Origin of the sequence: Paucibacter sp. KBW04 (genome assembly GCF_003852425.1) — a bacterium.
GTDB lineage: Bacteria > Pseudomonadota > Gammaproteobacteria > Burkholderiales > Burkholderiaceae_C > Paucibacter_A.
In genome coordinates this window covers 376,810-390,293 of the sequence record NZ_QAJN01000010.1, presented here as the reverse complement: position 1 = coordinate 390,293, position 13,484 = coordinate 376,810, and the positions used below count along the sequence as shown (strand labels likewise).

The 13,484-nt window shown below is 62.5% G+C and carries 12 protein-coding genes and 2 tRNA genes; 3 read left to right on the top strand and 11 right to left on the bottom strand.

The features are described 5' to 3' along the window. Window positions 1-58: 58 nt before the first annotated feature. Window positions 59-134: transfer RNA gene (locus DBR47_RS13700), tRNA-Glu, on the top strand. Between the two features lie 74 nt (window positions 135-208). Continuing rightward, window positions 209-285, top strand: a tRNA-Asp gene (locus tag DBR47_RS13695). A gap of 403 nt (window positions 286-688) precedes the next feature. Here the strand turns inward: DBR47_RS13695 and lexA are convergent. Next, window positions 689-1,426, bottom strand: a complete 738-nt coding sequence (gene lexA / locus DBR47_RS13690; RefSeq protein ID WP_124450908.1) for a transcriptional repressor LexA — start codon at window positions 1,424-1,426, stop codon at window positions 689-691. 105 nt (window positions 1,427-1,531) lie between these two features. Here lexA and DBR47_RS13685 point away from each other — a divergent pair, with 105 nt between their 5' ends. Further along, window positions 1,532-2,500: an asparaginase gene (locus DBR47_RS13685; protein WP_124450905.1), complete on the top strand. Its 969-nt coding sequence runs from the start codon at window positions 1,532-1,534 to the stop codon at window positions 2,498-2,500. Between the two features lie 33 nt (window positions 2,501-2,533). On the opposite strand, the gene DBR47_RS13680 is transcribed toward DBR47_RS13685, so the two are convergent. The 10 genes from DBR47_RS13680 to queF form a co-directional block, all read right to left on the bottom strand. Beyond that, complete coding sequence (locus tag DBR47_RS13680; protein ID WP_124450903.1) at window positions 2,534-4,024, bottom strand: esterase-like activity of phytase family protein; 1,491 nt, start codon at window positions 4,022-4,024, stop codon at window positions 2,534-2,536. A 130-nt stretch (window positions 4,025-4,154) separates the two neighbouring features. Beyond that, window positions 4,155-4,580 (bottom strand): organic hydroperoxide resistance protein, encoded by a 426-nt coding sequence (locus DBR47_RS13675; RefSeq protein WP_124450901.1) that lies wholly within the window; start codon window positions 4,578-4,580, stop codon window positions 4,155-4,157. Window positions 4,581-4,640: 60 nt separating this feature from the next. Further along, on the bottom strand, window positions 4,641-5,126 hold the full coding sequence (locus DBR47_RS13670; RefSeq protein WP_124450899.1) for a MarR family winged helix-turn-helix transcriptional regulator: 486 nt from the start codon (window positions 5,124-5,126) through the stop codon (window positions 4,641-4,643). A 154-nt stretch (window positions 5,127-5,280) separates the two neighbouring features. Then, entirely contained in the window at window positions 5,281-7,281 is a 2,001-nt protein-coding gene (locus DBR47_RS13665; protein WP_124450897.1) for an ABC-F family ATP-binding cassette domain-containing protein, read from the bottom strand. After that, a complete protein-coding gene (prmB, locus tag DBR47_RS13660; RefSeq protein WP_231512311.1) occupies window positions 7,278-8,156 on the bottom strand; it encodes a 50S ribosomal protein L3 N(5)-glutamine methyltransferase in 879 nt (292 codons plus the stop codon). Before prmB ends, DBR47_RS13665 begins: the two co-directional genes overlap by 4 nt. Window positions 8,157-8,176: 20 nt before the next feature. Beyond that, entirely contained in the window at window positions 8,177-9,328 is a 1,152-nt protein-coding gene (dapE, locus tag DBR47_RS13655) for a succinyl-diaminopimelate desuccinylase (protein WP_124450893.1), read from the bottom strand. A gap of 34 nt (window positions 9,329-9,362) precedes the next feature. Continuing rightward, the gene (locus tag DBR47_RS13650) at window positions 9,363-10,532 is read right to left on the bottom strand and encodes a PilT/PilU family type 4a pilus ATPase (RefSeq protein WP_124450891.1); all 1,170 of its coding nucleotides are present in this window, start codon (window positions 10,530-10,532) and stop codon (window positions 9,363-9,365) included. 53 nt (window positions 10,533-10,585) lie between these two features. Further along, a complete protein-coding gene (dapD, locus tag DBR47_RS13645) occupies window positions 10,586-11,407 on the bottom strand; it encodes a 2,3,4,5-tetrahydropyridine-2,6-dicarboxylate N-succinyltransferase (protein WP_124450889.1) in 822 nt (273 codons plus the stop codon). A 95-nt stretch (window positions 11,408-11,502) separates the two neighbouring features. Then, the gene (dapC, locus tag DBR47_RS13640) at window positions 11,503-12,729 is read right to left on the bottom strand and encodes a succinyldiaminopimelate transaminase (RefSeq protein WP_124450887.1); all 1,227 of its coding nucleotides are present in this window, start codon (window positions 12,727-12,729) and stop codon (window positions 11,503-11,505) included. A gap of 100 nt (window positions 12,730-12,829) precedes the next feature. After that, window positions 12,830-13,261 (bottom strand): preQ(1) synthase, encoded by a 432-nt coding sequence (gene queF / locus DBR47_RS13635; RefSeq protein WP_124451091.1) that lies wholly within the window; start codon window positions 13,259-13,261, stop codon window positions 12,830-12,832. Window positions 13,262-13,484 lie beyond the last annotated feature (223 nt).

Genomic DNA, 13,484 nt, shown 5'->3' with positions numbered 1-13,484 from the left:
CAGTCGCTGGACTGATTGAAATTCAGCGTGGCGCGCGGTTCAAGAATAAGAAGGTTTAGTCCCCTTCGTCTAGAGGCCTAGGACACCACCCTTTCACGGTGACTACAGGGGTTCGAATCCCCTAGGGGACGCCAAGTTTGATGAGGCTTGGTAGCTGCGCTAGTAGCTACAAAACTTGTCGGTGTTGCGAGCGAAAGTTTGCACATCTGGAGTGGTAGTTCAGTTGGTTAGAATACCGGCCTGTCACGCCGGGGGTCGCGGGTTCGAGTCCCGTCCACTCCGCCAACATTTCAAAAGCCCTGATAGCGAAAGCTGTCGGGGCTTTTTCTTTGCCTCAAAGATTTGAGTATCTCAAGTTCAGCATCATACTGATGCAGTGACGACGAAGTTAATCGCCGCGGTGATTGATGTTCTGCCTTTTGATACTCTCAAACTCTTGCTCCGTCCGAGCAGCAAGAGATTTAATAAAGCTCCGAGCAAATGCTCAGCCAATGCTCCTTCAACTGCAGTTCCTTGTTTATCTCAGGTAAGAACAAAGTATTTCCCGAGTAATTTTAAGGGGTATTCATGGTTGTTCGGAATTCGCCCTGTATTGCCTTTGCTGGCAAGGCGTTCAAGGACATGATGCAGCCAAAAAAATCCCCCGGTCGGCCAAGCGAGCGGGGGATCTTTTTGAACAAACAGACGTTCAGCTGAACATCTGCTTGCGGATCAAGCCAACGGCCAAGCCTTCAATCGAGAAGCTCTCGTCGCCATTGCTGACTTGAATGGGCTCGAAATCAGTGTTCTCAGGCAAGAGTTCAATGCCTTGGCGGCCGCGCTTGAATCGCTTGACGGTCACTTCATCGCCTAGGCGGGCCACGACGATCTGTCCGTTCTTGGCTTCGTTGGTTTTCTGCACGGCCAAAAGGTCGCCGTCCATGATGCCCACGTCCTTCATGCTCATGCCGCTGACCTTCAAGAGAAAGTCGGGCTTGCGGGCGAAAAAGCTGGGGTCCACCGAGTAGCTTTGCTCGATATGCTCTTGTGCCAGGATAGGGTGACCTGCCGCAACCCGGCCGATCAGGGGCAAGGTGAGTTGGGCCAGGCTGGCGAGCGGTAGCGAAAACTGCTCGCCGCCGCTGGAAGACTTCCTTCCGCGCAGAGAATTTTGAGTCTCTTGCGCTTCGCGTGCCTCTCTAGCCACGTGCAGAGCGCGCAATGTGCCAGACTTCAGCCGTATGCCTCGCGAGGTACCGCCCACCAATTCGATGGCGCCCTTGCGGGCCAGGGCCTGAAGGTGTTCTTCTGCCGCATTGGCGGAGCGAAAACCAAGCTCAGCGGCGATTTCTGCCCGGGTGGGTGGTGCGCCGGTGCGCTCAATGGCGAGACGGACCAAGTCGAGAATTTGTTGCTGGCGGGGGGTGAGTTTGGGGCTGTCGTCCACGGGCTTCCTCTGCAGGGTTGCCTGAATATATATCCAGTAGCTGTATTTTCATCCAGTTGAAGAGAAATTGCAAAACTCTTATGAAATTAGAAAGAAGGAAGTTCAGTGGAAACGCATGAGGCCGAAGCAAATCAGGTGGTGGTTCTGGGCACCGGCGGGACGATTGCGGGCACGGCCGCCGATCCGGGCGACAACGTGGGTTACCAGGCCGCCCAGCTTGGGGTGGCGCAACTGGTGTCGGCCGTGCCGGCACTGGCGGCTGTTTCCTTGGCCTGTGAGCAAGTTGCCCAGTTGGATAGCAAGGACATGGATTTCGCCACTTGGCGGCAGTTGGCGATTCGGGTGGCCGCTCATTTGGCCCGCGAGGACGTGGCCGGCGTGGTGATCACGCATGGCACCGACACCTTGGAGGAAACGGCCTACTTTTTGCAGCGCGTTCTGGCGCCGAAGAAGCCGGTGATCTTGACCGCGGCGATGCGACCCGCGACAGCCCTGCAGACCGACGGGCCCCAGAACCTGTTGGACGCGGTGGCGGTGGCGCAGGATCCACAAGCTTCTGGCGTGTTGGTGGTCTTCGCTGGCGTGATCCATGCGGCGGAGCAGGTGCGCAAGGCGCATAGCTACCGGGTGGATGCCTTTGTTTCTAGCGATGGCGCTCGCCTAGGGCTGGTGGAAGAAGGCCAGGTGCGATGGGTGCAGGGATTGGGCCAAGCTCGGCCCGGCGTCGGTTTGGAAGTCTTGCCCACGGCAGCCAAGGATTGGCCCCGCGTCGAGATCTTGCTGAACCATGTGGCCTCTGATGGTCGTTTGGTTCGCGCTTTGTTGGCTCAATCGACCGATGACAAGCCAGGCGGCTTGGTCGTGGCGGGGACCGGCAATGGCAGCCTGTCGCAAGACTTGGAGGCGGCCTTGCGTGAGGCGCAAGCCCAGGGCGTGCGTGTCTTGCGCAGCACCCGTTGCGATGCGGGGCCAGTCACGGCCTCGGCGGACGCCCTGCCCAGCGCTGGCGCGCTAAGCCCGGTGAAGGCGCGTGTTGAGCTGATCTTGCAGCTCTTGAACGAGTCCAAGAGCTAAAAAAACCGGGGCCAGTGCCCCGGCTTTGCCGCTTTAGCGACCGGGCTGTTTGCGCGCCCGCGCGCCCAAACCCGCGAAAAAAGCGAGGCCCGCCAGCATCAAGGCATAGCTTGTCGGTTCCGGCACGCTGGCGGTGATGGCCTGGGGCACAAAATCATTGCCGTCGTAGCTGAAGACATAGAACTGATTGTTGTACTGGCTGGCTGTGCTGCCACCAGCAGGTGTGACGGCACCCAGGAAGTCATTGTCGTTAGCCAGATACAAGGTGTGCTTGAGCACGCCGTTCACCATCACATCGGCGCCAAAGCTGATGCCTTCGAGCTTGGACGGGATGTTGGCATCGCTGATGCCGGCCGCGTTGAGCATGGCGCGGATGTCTAAAAACTGGCTGGTCTTCAGGGCCACACCGCTTTGCTTGCGCAGATCGGCAATGCCGGAAACCTCGGTGGCCCCGTTCAGGTCGACCAAGCGCAGCTGCTTGGTTGCGGCATTATTGTCTGCACCCAACCCCTTGCCGTCGCGCTCCAAGACCAGGAATTGGTGCTCGTTCAAGGCCAGGATCTCGCTGCTATTGAAGTTCTTGCCGCCAATCTGGTTGTCGTAAGCGTATTGGCTGGTGGCTCCGCTGGCGATGTCGATCTTGACGATGCGGTTGTAGCGGCCGCCGTCCCCACCGTCCTGGGCCAAGGGGCTTTGCATAAAGCCCACCAAGGTCTTGCCGTCGGGCGTGATGGCCAGGCCTTCCATGCCCTTGTTGGTGATGCGGCCGCTGCTCGCATTACTGGCTATCTCAACGGCACCTTGAGCGCTCAGATTGTTGATGGCAAAGCTGGCTGGCAACTCGAAAACACGTGTGCGCTGGCCGCTAGCGCGATCAAATTGATAGACGTAAGGGCCGTATTCATCGCTGATGAAGACGCTCTTGCCGTCGTTGGAGACACGGATGGCCTCTGGGTCCAGGCGCGCGTTGAGCGCATTGCTGGAGCTGCCGCTGCCAAAATTGTCTGATCGACCGCTGAAGTAGAACTTGTTGGCGCTGTTGACGACGGGTGCGCCGCTGCCCAGGGTGTAGCTGTTGCCTGCCACGCTGCCCGTGCCCAGGGCGCCGCTGCCGTAGTTGAGCGCCGTATTGCTGTAAAGCAAGGTGGTGGACTGCAGGCTGGGCGTCAGCACAAAAGGCAGTCCGGAGCCGCTGCTATTGGCTTTCAACTCCATCGCCACCGTGTGAAAGCGGGGAATGTAGGAGGTGGTGTCGTCGATCAGGGGATTGAAGGCGAGGGCGTTGGGGCCGCGATCGGGCAGGGCCAGGAATGTATTGCCGCCCGCCCAGGCCAAGCCCGAGCCCATGCCGCCGAGCAGATTGGCGGCCGTGCCGTTTTCAAGCTGATAGCCGAGGCCGGACTTGTCGAGGGCTGCGCCGGACAAAGAGCCCGTGGCAATCAACTCCAAGGCGGCAAAAGCCTGTGGGGCTGCGCAGGCGAAAGCGGTGGCGATCAGGGTGGGCAAAAGGCGGGGACGCAGCATAGAAAAAGGCTCCAGGTTCGGCCGCGCTTCGGGACGAAGTCGTGGCAAAAGCTGGAGCTTCTGCTCGCTGCATGACCGCGCCGTGACAAGGCGGGGCCCACCCCATGTTCAAGGGGTGAGCAGCTTCTTGTTAGACCAGCGTCAGGCTCACATCGATATTGCCGCGGGTGGCATTCGAGTAGGGGCAGACCTGATGAGCGGCGGCGATCAAGGCCTCGGCGACGGCGCGGTCCATGCCCGGCAGGCTGATGCGCATGGCCACCTGAATGCCAAAGCCACCGGTGATGGGGCCGATGCCCACGTCCGAGGTGATGGAGACACCGGCCGGCACGCTCAGCTTTTGTCCGGCGGCAACGGCCTTCATCGCACCGATGAAGCAGGCGGAGTAGCCGGCTGCAAACAACTGCTCGGGGTTGGTGCCCGGGCCGCCAGCGCCGCCCAATTCGCGCGGGGTGCTCAGATCGATCTTGAGTGCGCCGTCGCTGGAAGAGGCCGTACCTTGACGGCCGCCGTTGGCGGTGGCGGTGGCGGTGTAGAGAACTTTATCGAGTGCCATGATGAATCGTCCTTTCGGCTTGCGTGGATGCAATCAGTGATTGCGGGGATGGAGAGCTTGTTAGCAACTGCCTTCATTGGCTTTCAAGTCGCTGCGTAAGCGGTGCAGGCGCTGCGTTAGCTCGCTCAGCTCCTGGAGCGAACAGGCGCTGGCACAGGCCAGCTGAGCGGGGATGGGTTTGGCGCGTCGCTTCAGGCTGCGGCCCTCGGAGCTGAGAAAAACTTCGACGCGGCGTTCGTCTTCGCTTGAGCGGCGGCGCTGGATCAGGCCGCTGATCTCCAGGCGCTTGAGCAAGGGCGTTAAGGTGCCGGAGTCCAGTTGCAAGCGTTGACCCAGGGCGGAAACGCTGGGGCCATCGGTCTCCCACAGCGCCAGCATCACCAGGTACTGGGGATAGGTCAGACCCAAGGGGGCGAGCAGCGGTTTGTAGAGTTTGGTCATGGCCAGGGAGCTGGCATAGAGTGCAAAACACAGCTGCTGATCCAGCAAGAGCCAGTCGGGGCTCTGCTCGGTCTGGGCTTTGGATTGAGTGCTTCGGCTTGCCATGGCGGTAAATGTAGAACGCAATTCAATTGCGCACAATTGAAGTGGTTATTGCTGAAGCGGGCGCGGCGGCCCGTGCCGGCAAAGAAAAAGGGCCTGCATGTAGCAGGCCCTTGTTCGTCGTGGCGGCCAAGCTTGGCCGCCAGAGGGAGTGGCTTCAGTTGGCCGCGTAGATGGCGTCCACCTCGGCGCTCACTTCCAGCCAGCGCAGCTCGGCGGCTTCCAGCTCGTCGTGAATGCTCTTCAGCCGTTTGCCCAACTCCGCGATCTGTGCGGGTGTGGCCTTGCCCGAGGCCAGCTCGGCCTCGATGCTTGTGCGCTCGTCCGCCAGCTTGTTCAGCTTGGCGTCAATGCCTTCCATCTCGCGGCGCAGGGGCTTGGTCTGCTCCGCCAGTTTCTGGCGTGCTTGGCCGCTGAGTTTGCGATCCTCGCGTTGGGCAGGCTTTGGGGCCGGCGTCGCTGCGGCAACAACGGGCGCTGCTGCTGCGACCACGGCCGCGCCGGCCTTGCCACCGTTTTTGGCTGCCTGTTTGGCGGCTTCCTTGGCGGCCTTGGCCGCTTCCTTGGACTGCTCCAGCAACCAGCGTTGATAGTCGTCCAGGTCGCCGTCGAAGGGCGTGACTTCGCCCTTGGTGACCAGCCAGAATTCATCGCAGGTCTCACGCAGCAGGGCGCGATCGTGGCTGACCAACATGACCGTGCCTTCGAACTCGTTCAGCGCCATCGAAAGCGCTTCGCGGGTGTTCAGGTCCAGGTGGTTGGTGGGCTCGTCCAAGAGCAGGAGGTTGGGTCGCTGCCAAACCAGCATGGCCAGCACCAGGCGAGCTTTCTCGCCGCCCGAAAGGCTGCCGACCTGCTGATTGACCATCTCGCCGACAAAGCGGAACTGACCCAGGAAGTCGCGCAACTCTTGCTCGCGGGCATTCGGGCTGACTTCCTTGGCCAGGCGCACCATATGCGAGAGCGGGCCTTCGTCCGGCCGCAGCACGTCCATTTCCTGCTGGGCGAAGTAGCCAATGGTCAGGCCCTTGCCCTCGGTGATCTTGCCGCCCAAGGCGCGGTGCATGCGGGCCACCGTCTTGACCACGGTGGATTTGCCCTGGCCGTTGGCGCCCAGAATGCCGATGCGTTGGCCCGCTAGCACCGAGCGATTGATGCCGCGCACGATGATGTTCTCCACGCCGTCGACTTCGTAGCCGCAGGCCACTTCGTCAAACATCAGCATGGGGTTGGGCAGATTGAGCGGCTCGCGGAATTCGAAGTTGAAGTCGGCGGAAGCCAACACCGGCGCCAAGCGCTCCATCCGCTCCAGAGCCTTGACCCGGCTTTGCGCCTGCTTGGCCTTGCTGGCCTTGGCCTTGAAGCGGTCGATGAACTTCTGCAAATGGGCAATGCGATCTTGCTGCTTGCCAAACGCGGCTTGTTGCTGCTCCATGCGCTCGGCACGCATGGCTTCAAAGGCGGTGTAGTTGCCGCCGTAACGGTGCAGCTTGGTTTCGTCCAGATGCAGCGTGACCTTGGTGATGGCGTCGAGGAACTCGCGGTCATGGCTGATGACGATCAAGGTGCCGTCGTAGCGCTGCAGCCAGGCTTCCAGCCAAACCAGGGCGTCCAAGTCCAAGTGGTTGGTGGGCTCGTCCAGCAGCATCAGCTCGGCCGGGCACATCAGGGCGCGGGCCAGTTGCAAGCGCATACGCCAGCCACCGGAAAAGCTGTTCACCGGCGCATCCACCTGCTCGCCCTTGAAGCCCAGGCCCATCAGCAGGGCTTGGGCACGCGGCCTGGCGTCGAAGGCACCTGCGTCCATCAGCAGCGCGTGGGCGTCGGCCATGGCGTGGCCGTCTTCGGCGGCCTCCGCCTCTTCCAGCGCCTTGCGAGCAGCCATCAGGCGCACATCGCCCTCAAGCACGTACTCGGTGGCGGGCATCTCGGTTTCGGGCATGTTCTGCGCGACTTCGCCCACGGCCCATTGGCGGGGGATGTCGACCTCGCCCTTATCGCTTTGCAGGCGGTCGGTCAGCAGGGCGAAGAGGCTGGATTTGCCGGCGCCGTTGCGGCCCACCAGGCCGATTTTTTCGCCCGGTTGCAGGACTACGGAGGCGTCGTCCAAAACAATCTTGGAGCCACGACGCAGGGTGATATTGCGCAGGGTAATCATTGAGCCTGCGCTTTCAGGGAGTTCTTCAAAGAGTCTTTCAAAAGAGCTTCACGGGTGACCAGTAACACGACATCCTCGCCGGCCGATGTCTCCATCCAGGCCACTTCCAATTGCGGGAATGCCGCTTCAAAAAATTCGCGCTCGTTGCCGATTTCCAGCACCAGCACACCATGCTCGCTCAAGTGCTCGGGCGCGCTGGCCAGCAGGCCGCGCACAAAGTCCATGCCGTCATGGCCGCCGGCCAGGGCCAGCTCGGGCTCCGCCCGGTACTCGGCCGGCAGATTGGCCATGGACTGGCTGTTGACGTAGGGCGGGTTGCACAAAATCAGGTCGTAGACCCGGCCCACGGCGGGGGCCAAGCCATCGCCTTGCAGCAAGGTGATGCGGTCGGGCAGGCCATGGGTGTCCACATTGATGCGGGCCACGGCCAAGGCGTCGGCGCTGAGGTCGATGGCGTCCACCCGCACCTCGGGCCAGGCCAGGGCGGCCAGTACGGCCAGGCTGCCGTTGCCGGTGCAGAGGTCCAGCACGTCTTGCGTTTCATCGCTCAACCATGCGTCGATGCTGGCATCGGCAATCAGCTCGGCAATAAAGCTGCGCGGCACGATGCTGCGCTCGTCGACGTAAAAGGGCACGCCTTGCAGCCAGGCTTCTTGGGTCAGATAGGCCGCGGGCTTGCGGCTGCTGATGCGTTCTTCGATCAGGCTGGCGACATTGGCCAAGTCTTCGGCGTCCAGCTCTTCCTCGGCGTTCTCGTCCAGGCTGTCCAGCGGCAGGCCGCAGCGCCACAGGACCAGCCAGGCGGCTTCGTCGAAGGCATTGGTGGTGCCGTGCCCAAAAGAAACGCCCGCTTCGGTCAGGCGGGCGGCGTGCATCTCGATGCAGGAGATCAGTTTCACAGCAGCAGGTTCTCCAGTGTGCGTCGATAAATATTCTTCAAGGGTTCGAGGCTGTCTACCGGCAGGTACTCGTCGACCTTGTGGATGCTGGCGTTGATGGGGCCCAGTTCCAGCACCTGGGGGCAGATCTTGGCGATGAAGCGGCCGTCTGAGGTGCCACCCGTCGTTGAGAGCTGGGTTTGCAGGCCGGTCTCGGCCAGGATGGCGGCGCTGACGGCCTCGCTCAGGGTGCCGATCGGGGTCAGAAAGGGCTCGCCGCCCAGGGTCCAATCCAGCGCGTACTCCAGGCCGTGGCGGGCCAGCAGGGCTTGCACCTTGGTCTTCAGGCCTTCGGGGGTGGATTCGGTGCAGAAACGGAAATTGAAATCCACCACCATCTCGCCGGGGATGACGTTGGTGGCGCCGGTACCCGCATGGATATTGGAGATCTGGAAGGTGGTGGCGGGGAAGTAGCTATTGCCATCGTCCCAATGGGTGGACACGAGTTCGGCAATGGCCGCAGCCGCCTGGTGCACCGGATTGCGGGCCAGCTGCGGGTAGGCCACATGGCCTTGCACGCCCTTGACGCGCAGCTTGCCGCTGAGCGTGCCGCGGCGGCCGTTCTTGACCATATCGCCCACTTTTTCGACCGAGGTGGGCTCGCCGACGATGCAGAAGTCCAGGCGCTGGCCCTCGGCCTTGAGGATTTCGCAGCAGACCTTGCTGCCATCGACCGAGGGGCCTTCCTCATCACTGGTCAGCAAGAAGGCGATGCTGCCGGCGTGCTTCGGGTGGGCTTGCACAAACTCTTCCACCGCCACGACCATGGCGGCCAGCGAACCCTTCATATCGGCGGCACCGCGGCCGTAGATGCGGCCCTCGCGATAGCTGGGCACAAAGGGGTCGGAGGCCCAGGCGTCCAGGCGGCCGGGCGGCACCACATCGGTGTGGCCGGCAAACATCAGCACTGGGCTGTCGGCGCCTTTGCTGCCGGGTTTGATGGCCCAGAGGTTTTGTACCCGAAAGGTTTCGGGGCCGCTGTCCATGGCGCGCAGGCTAAAGCCCAGGGCGGCGAGGCGCTGGCCGATCAGCTCTTGGCAGCCGGCATCCAGCGGCGTGACGGAGGGGCGCGCGATCAGCGCTTCCAGCAGGGAAATTGTTGGGCTCATGGGCTTGTGTGGGGCTTGCGCGGCTAGAGCGGATTCAGTCGTTGCGCACGTCCAGCGTGATCTCGGTGAAGCTGGCCTCGTCGCTGGCCGCTTCTTCTTTTTTGCTGCTGGCGTTGCCGCCGGCAGCGCGGCCCTGCGAGGGGCCATCGTTTTGCAAGCGCCACAAGAGATTGGTGGGCGAATCGGCGAAGGCCAGGCCTTCCTCACGGGTGATGGTGCCGTCCTTGATCAGCCGGGCAAAATGCTCTTCATAGGTTTGCGAGCCCTCGGCAATCGACTTCTCCATCGCTTCCTTCACCGAGGCGAAGTCGCCCTGTTCGATGAACTCGGCGATCAGCTTGGTGTTGAGCAAGATCTCGATGACGGGAATGCGGCCGCCCGCGGTGGCCCGCACCAGACGTTGGGAGATGATGGACTTCAGGCCTGCGGCCAGGTCATTCAGCAGGGCTGGGCGAGACTCCGGCGTGTAGAAGGACAGGATGCGGTTCAGCGCGTGATAGCTGTTATTGCCGTGCAAGGTCGCCAGCACCAGATGGCCGGAAAGCGCGTAAGAAATCGCCGCCGTCATGGTTTCGCGGTCGCGAATCTCGCCGATCAGAATGCAGTCCGGCGACTGGCGCAGCGCGTTCTTCAGCGCCACCTGCAGCGAGGCGGTGTCGCGGCCGACTTCGCGCTGGTTGACCACCGAGCGCTTGTTGGAGAACAGATACTCCAGCGGGTCTTCGATGGTCAGGATGTGCCCGGCCATATTCAGATTGCGCTCCTCCAGCATGGAGGCCAGGGTGGTGCTCTTGCCGGTGCCGGTGGCGCCTACCATCAGGATCAGGCCGCGCTTTTCCTGCACCAGCTTGCCCAGCACCGGGGGCAGATTGAGCTGCTCCAGCGAGGGGATCACATGGGGGATGTGGCGGAACACGCCGGCAATCGTGCCGCGCTGGCGAAAGCCCGAGAGCCGAAAGCTGCCCACCTTGTTGATGGACACCGCCATATTCAGCTCGCCGGACTGGTCTAGCTCGGCCAGATGCTCGGGAGACAGCACCTCGGCGATCAGCTGGCGAGGTTGCGAGGGCTGCAAGAGCTGGTCGGACAGCTGCACGATCTGCCCGTTCAGGCGAATCAGTACCGGCATATTGGCCGACAGATAAACGTCGGACGCCCCCTTGTCCGCCATCAGGCGCAGGATGCGCTCCATGTTTCCGCTCATGCTCTCTCCTCGCGCACTTTTTTAAATTGCCCGCTGATTCTGCTGAAAAACGATCAGGCGCGCAGCAGGTCGTTGATGCTGGTCTTGGCGCGGGTCTGGGCGTCCACGCGCTTGACGATGACGGCGCAATACAGGCTGTACTTGCCGTCGGCCGAGGGCAGATTGCCGCTCACCACCACCGAGCCCGAGGGGATGCGGCCATACGTCACCTCACCGGTGGCGCGGTCATAGATCTTGGTGCTTTGGCCGATGTAGACGCCCATGGAGATGACCGAGTTTTCCTCCACGATCACACCTTCCACCACTTCCGAGCGAGCGCCGATGAAGCAGTTGTCTTCGATGATGGTGGGGTTGGCCTGCAGCGGCTCCAGCACGCCGCCGATGCCCACGCCGCCGCTCAGATGCACGTTCTTGCCGATCTGGGCGCAGGAGCCGACGGTGGCCCAGGTGTCCACCATCGTGCCTTCGTCCACATAGGCGCCGATGTTCACGTAGGAAGGCATCAGGATCACGTTCTTGGCCTGGTAGCTGCCGCGGCGTGCGACAGCGGGCGGCACCACGCGCACGCCCATGGCACGGATGGCCTCTTCGCTCAGATTGCCGTACTTGGTCGGCACCTTGTCGAAGAAGCTCATATCGCCTTCGCCCATCAGCTTGTTGTCATTCAGGCGGAAGGACAGCAGCACGGCCTTCTTGATCCACTGGTGCACGGTCCATTGGCCCACGGCTTGGCGCTCGGCCACGCGCAGGCGGCCCGCGTCCAGCTCGGCGATCACATGTTCCACGGCCTCGCGCACCTCGGGCGAGTTGCCGGCATTGATGGAGGCGCGGTTTTCCCAAGCCAGGTCGATGATGGATTGCAGTTGTTGGGTCATGAGGAGGTCTCGGACAGGGTTCGTTCGAATAGGAGAAAACGTGTCAAACACCGGGTCGGCGGCGAGGCATCGGCCCGAAGAAGAAGCGGGGTGAATCAGCGCAGGGAGCGGGCAAACGCCACCATGCGTTCGGCGGCCTCCAGGCATTCTGTGGTCTCGGCCACCAAGGCCAGGCGGATGCGCCCGGCGCCGGGGTTGATCCCATGCGCCTCGCGCGCCAGCAGGCTGCCGGGCAGCACGGCCACATTGTATTGAGCCAGCAAGGCCTGGGCGAAGGCGATGTCGTCGCCGTTCTGGAAGTGCTTGGGCACCTCCATCCAGAGATAGAAGCCAGCGTCCGGCAGCTCGACCCGGAACTCCTGCTGCAGCAAGGGTGTGACTTGGGCGAACTTGGCGCGGTACTGCTCGCGGTTGGCGATCACATGGGCTTCGTCGTTCCAGGCCGCGATGCTGGCCGCCTGCACCACCGGGTTCATGGCGCTGCCGTGATAGGTGCGGTAGAGCAGGAAGTTCTTCAGGATGGCCGCATCGCCCGCCACAAAGCCCGAGCGCAGACCCGGCACATTGCTGCGCTTGGACAGGCTAGTGAAGGCAATCAGATTGCGGAAGTCGCTGCGGCCCAGCTTGACTGCGGCTTCCAGGCCGCTCAGCGGCGCCTCGTCGCGGAAATAGATCTCCGAGTAGCACTCGTCCGAAGCAATCACAAAGCCGTACTTATCGCTCAGGGTGAACAAGGTTTTCCACTCGTCCAGCGGCATCACCGCGCCAGTGGGGTTGCCGGGCGAGCAGACGTAGAGCAGTTGGGTGCGGGCCCAGGTGGCCTCATCGATCTGGGACCAGTCGGCGGCAAAGTTGCGGGCCGGGTCGCTATTGGCGAAGGCGGTGTCGGCGCCAGCCAAGAGCGCGGCGCCTTCGTAGATTTGATAGAAGGGGTTGGGGCAGACCACGGTGGCGCCGGGCCTTGTGGGGTCGATGACTGTTTGCGCAAGAGCAAACAAGGCCTCGCGCGAGCCATTGACCGGCAGCACCTGGGTGGCCGCATCCAGCTGCAGGCCGTAGCGGCGGGCAATCCAGGCGCTGATGGCTTCGCGCAGGGCGGGCTCACCGGCGGTGGCCGGGTAAACCGACAAGCCCTTCAGGCTGGCCATGATCGCGTCTTCAACCAGCTGCGGCGCCGGGTGCTTGGGCTCACCAATCCCCAGGCTGATGGGGCGTAGGGCCGGGTTGGGCGTGATCGCTTTGTTCAGCGCGCGCAGGCGCTCAAAGGGATAGGGCTTGAGCCGGGCAAGCAGGGGATTGCTGGGGGTGGACACCGTAGGCATGGGCAAGAGCAGGGCAGGTGCAGGGCAGAAAAAAGTAGGCGGCTGCGGCCCAGGGTCTTGGGCCGCAGCAGGCTGTGGGGCTGGAGCGAATCAGCTCGGTTCAGCGCAGCAGGCCGGACTCGAAGCCGTGCGTGGGCAGGTCCACGCGGGGCGCCGGCTTCCAGCCCTTTTTCTGGTGCTCGACGACCACATTGGTGTAGATGCCGCCGCGCACATACCACTTGGCGGTGATGCGGATGAAGCGGGGGTTGGTGACCTTGACGATGTCTTCCAGAATCGTGTTGGTGACCTTCTCGTGGAAAGCACCTTCGTCGCGGTAGCTCCAGAAATACATCTTCAGGCTCTTCAGCTCGACGCAATGCTTGTCGGCAATCATGTCGATGGTGAAGTGGGCGAAATCGGGCTGGCCGGTCAGCGGGCAGTGGCAGGTGAACTCGGGCACCTGGAACTGGATGACGTAGTCACGCTCGGGGGCAGGGTTAGGGAAGACGTGCAGCTCTTTGCTGGGGCGCGAAGGCGGGTTGGGCGGCATCTCGCGCATCTTGGGCTCAGCGGCGGTCTTTTTGCTGGGCTTGGCGGCGGGCTTGGCCGTCTTGCTTGCCACGGCTGTGGTTGCGGTCTTGCCGGTCTTGCCGGTTTGAGGGGCTGCAAAGGGGTTTGCCGGCTTGGCGGGGCTGCTGTTTTTCGTGGCCATGAGTCGCTGCGTCGCGCAGCGGCCCGCAAGAGCCGCTGCAAAAAAAGAAGAGGTAGGCCCC

Excerpts from the sequence above, each read along its gene's own strand:
- DBR47_RS13680 (WP_124450903.1), bottom strand. The coding sequence starts at position 4,024 with ATGCTGCGTCCCCGCCTTTTGCCCACCCTGATCGCCACCGCTTTCGCC.
- DBR47_RS13650 (WP_124450891.1), bottom strand. The coding sequence starts at position 10,532 with ATGAGCGGAAACATGGAGCGCATCCTGCGCCTGATGGCGGACAAGGGG.
- dapC (WP_124450887.1), bottom strand. The coding sequence starts at position 12,729 with ATGCCTACGGTGTCCACCCCCAGCAATCCCCTGCTTGCCCGGCTCAAG.
- dapD (WP_124450889.1), bottom strand. The coding sequence starts at position 11,407 with ATGACCCAACAACTGCAATCCATCATCGACCTGGCTTGGGAAAACCGC.
- DBR47_RS13675 (WP_124450901.1), bottom strand. The coding sequence starts at position 4,580 with ATGGCACTCGATAAAGTTCTCTACACCGCCACCGCCACCGCCAACGGC.
- queF (WP_124451091.1), bottom strand. The coding sequence starts at position 13,261 with ATGCCGCCCAACCCGCCTTCGCGCCCCAGCAAAGAGCTGCACGTCTTC.
- dapE (WP_124450893.1), bottom strand. The coding sequence starts at position 9,328 with ATGAGCCCAACAATTTCCCTGCTGGAAGCGCTGATCGCGCGCCCCTCC.
- DBR47_RS13670 (WP_124450899.1), bottom strand. The coding sequence starts at position 5,126 with ATGGCAAGCCGAAGCACTCAATCCAAAGCCCAGACCGAGCAGAGCCCC.
- prmB (WP_231512311.1), bottom strand. The coding sequence starts at position 8,156 with ATGCACGCCGCCCGCCTGACCGAAGCGGGCGTTTCTTTTGGGCACGGC.
- DBR47_RS13665 (WP_124450897.1), bottom strand. The coding sequence starts at position 7,281 with ATGATTACCCTGCGCAATATCACCCTGCGTCGTGGCTCCAAGATTGTT.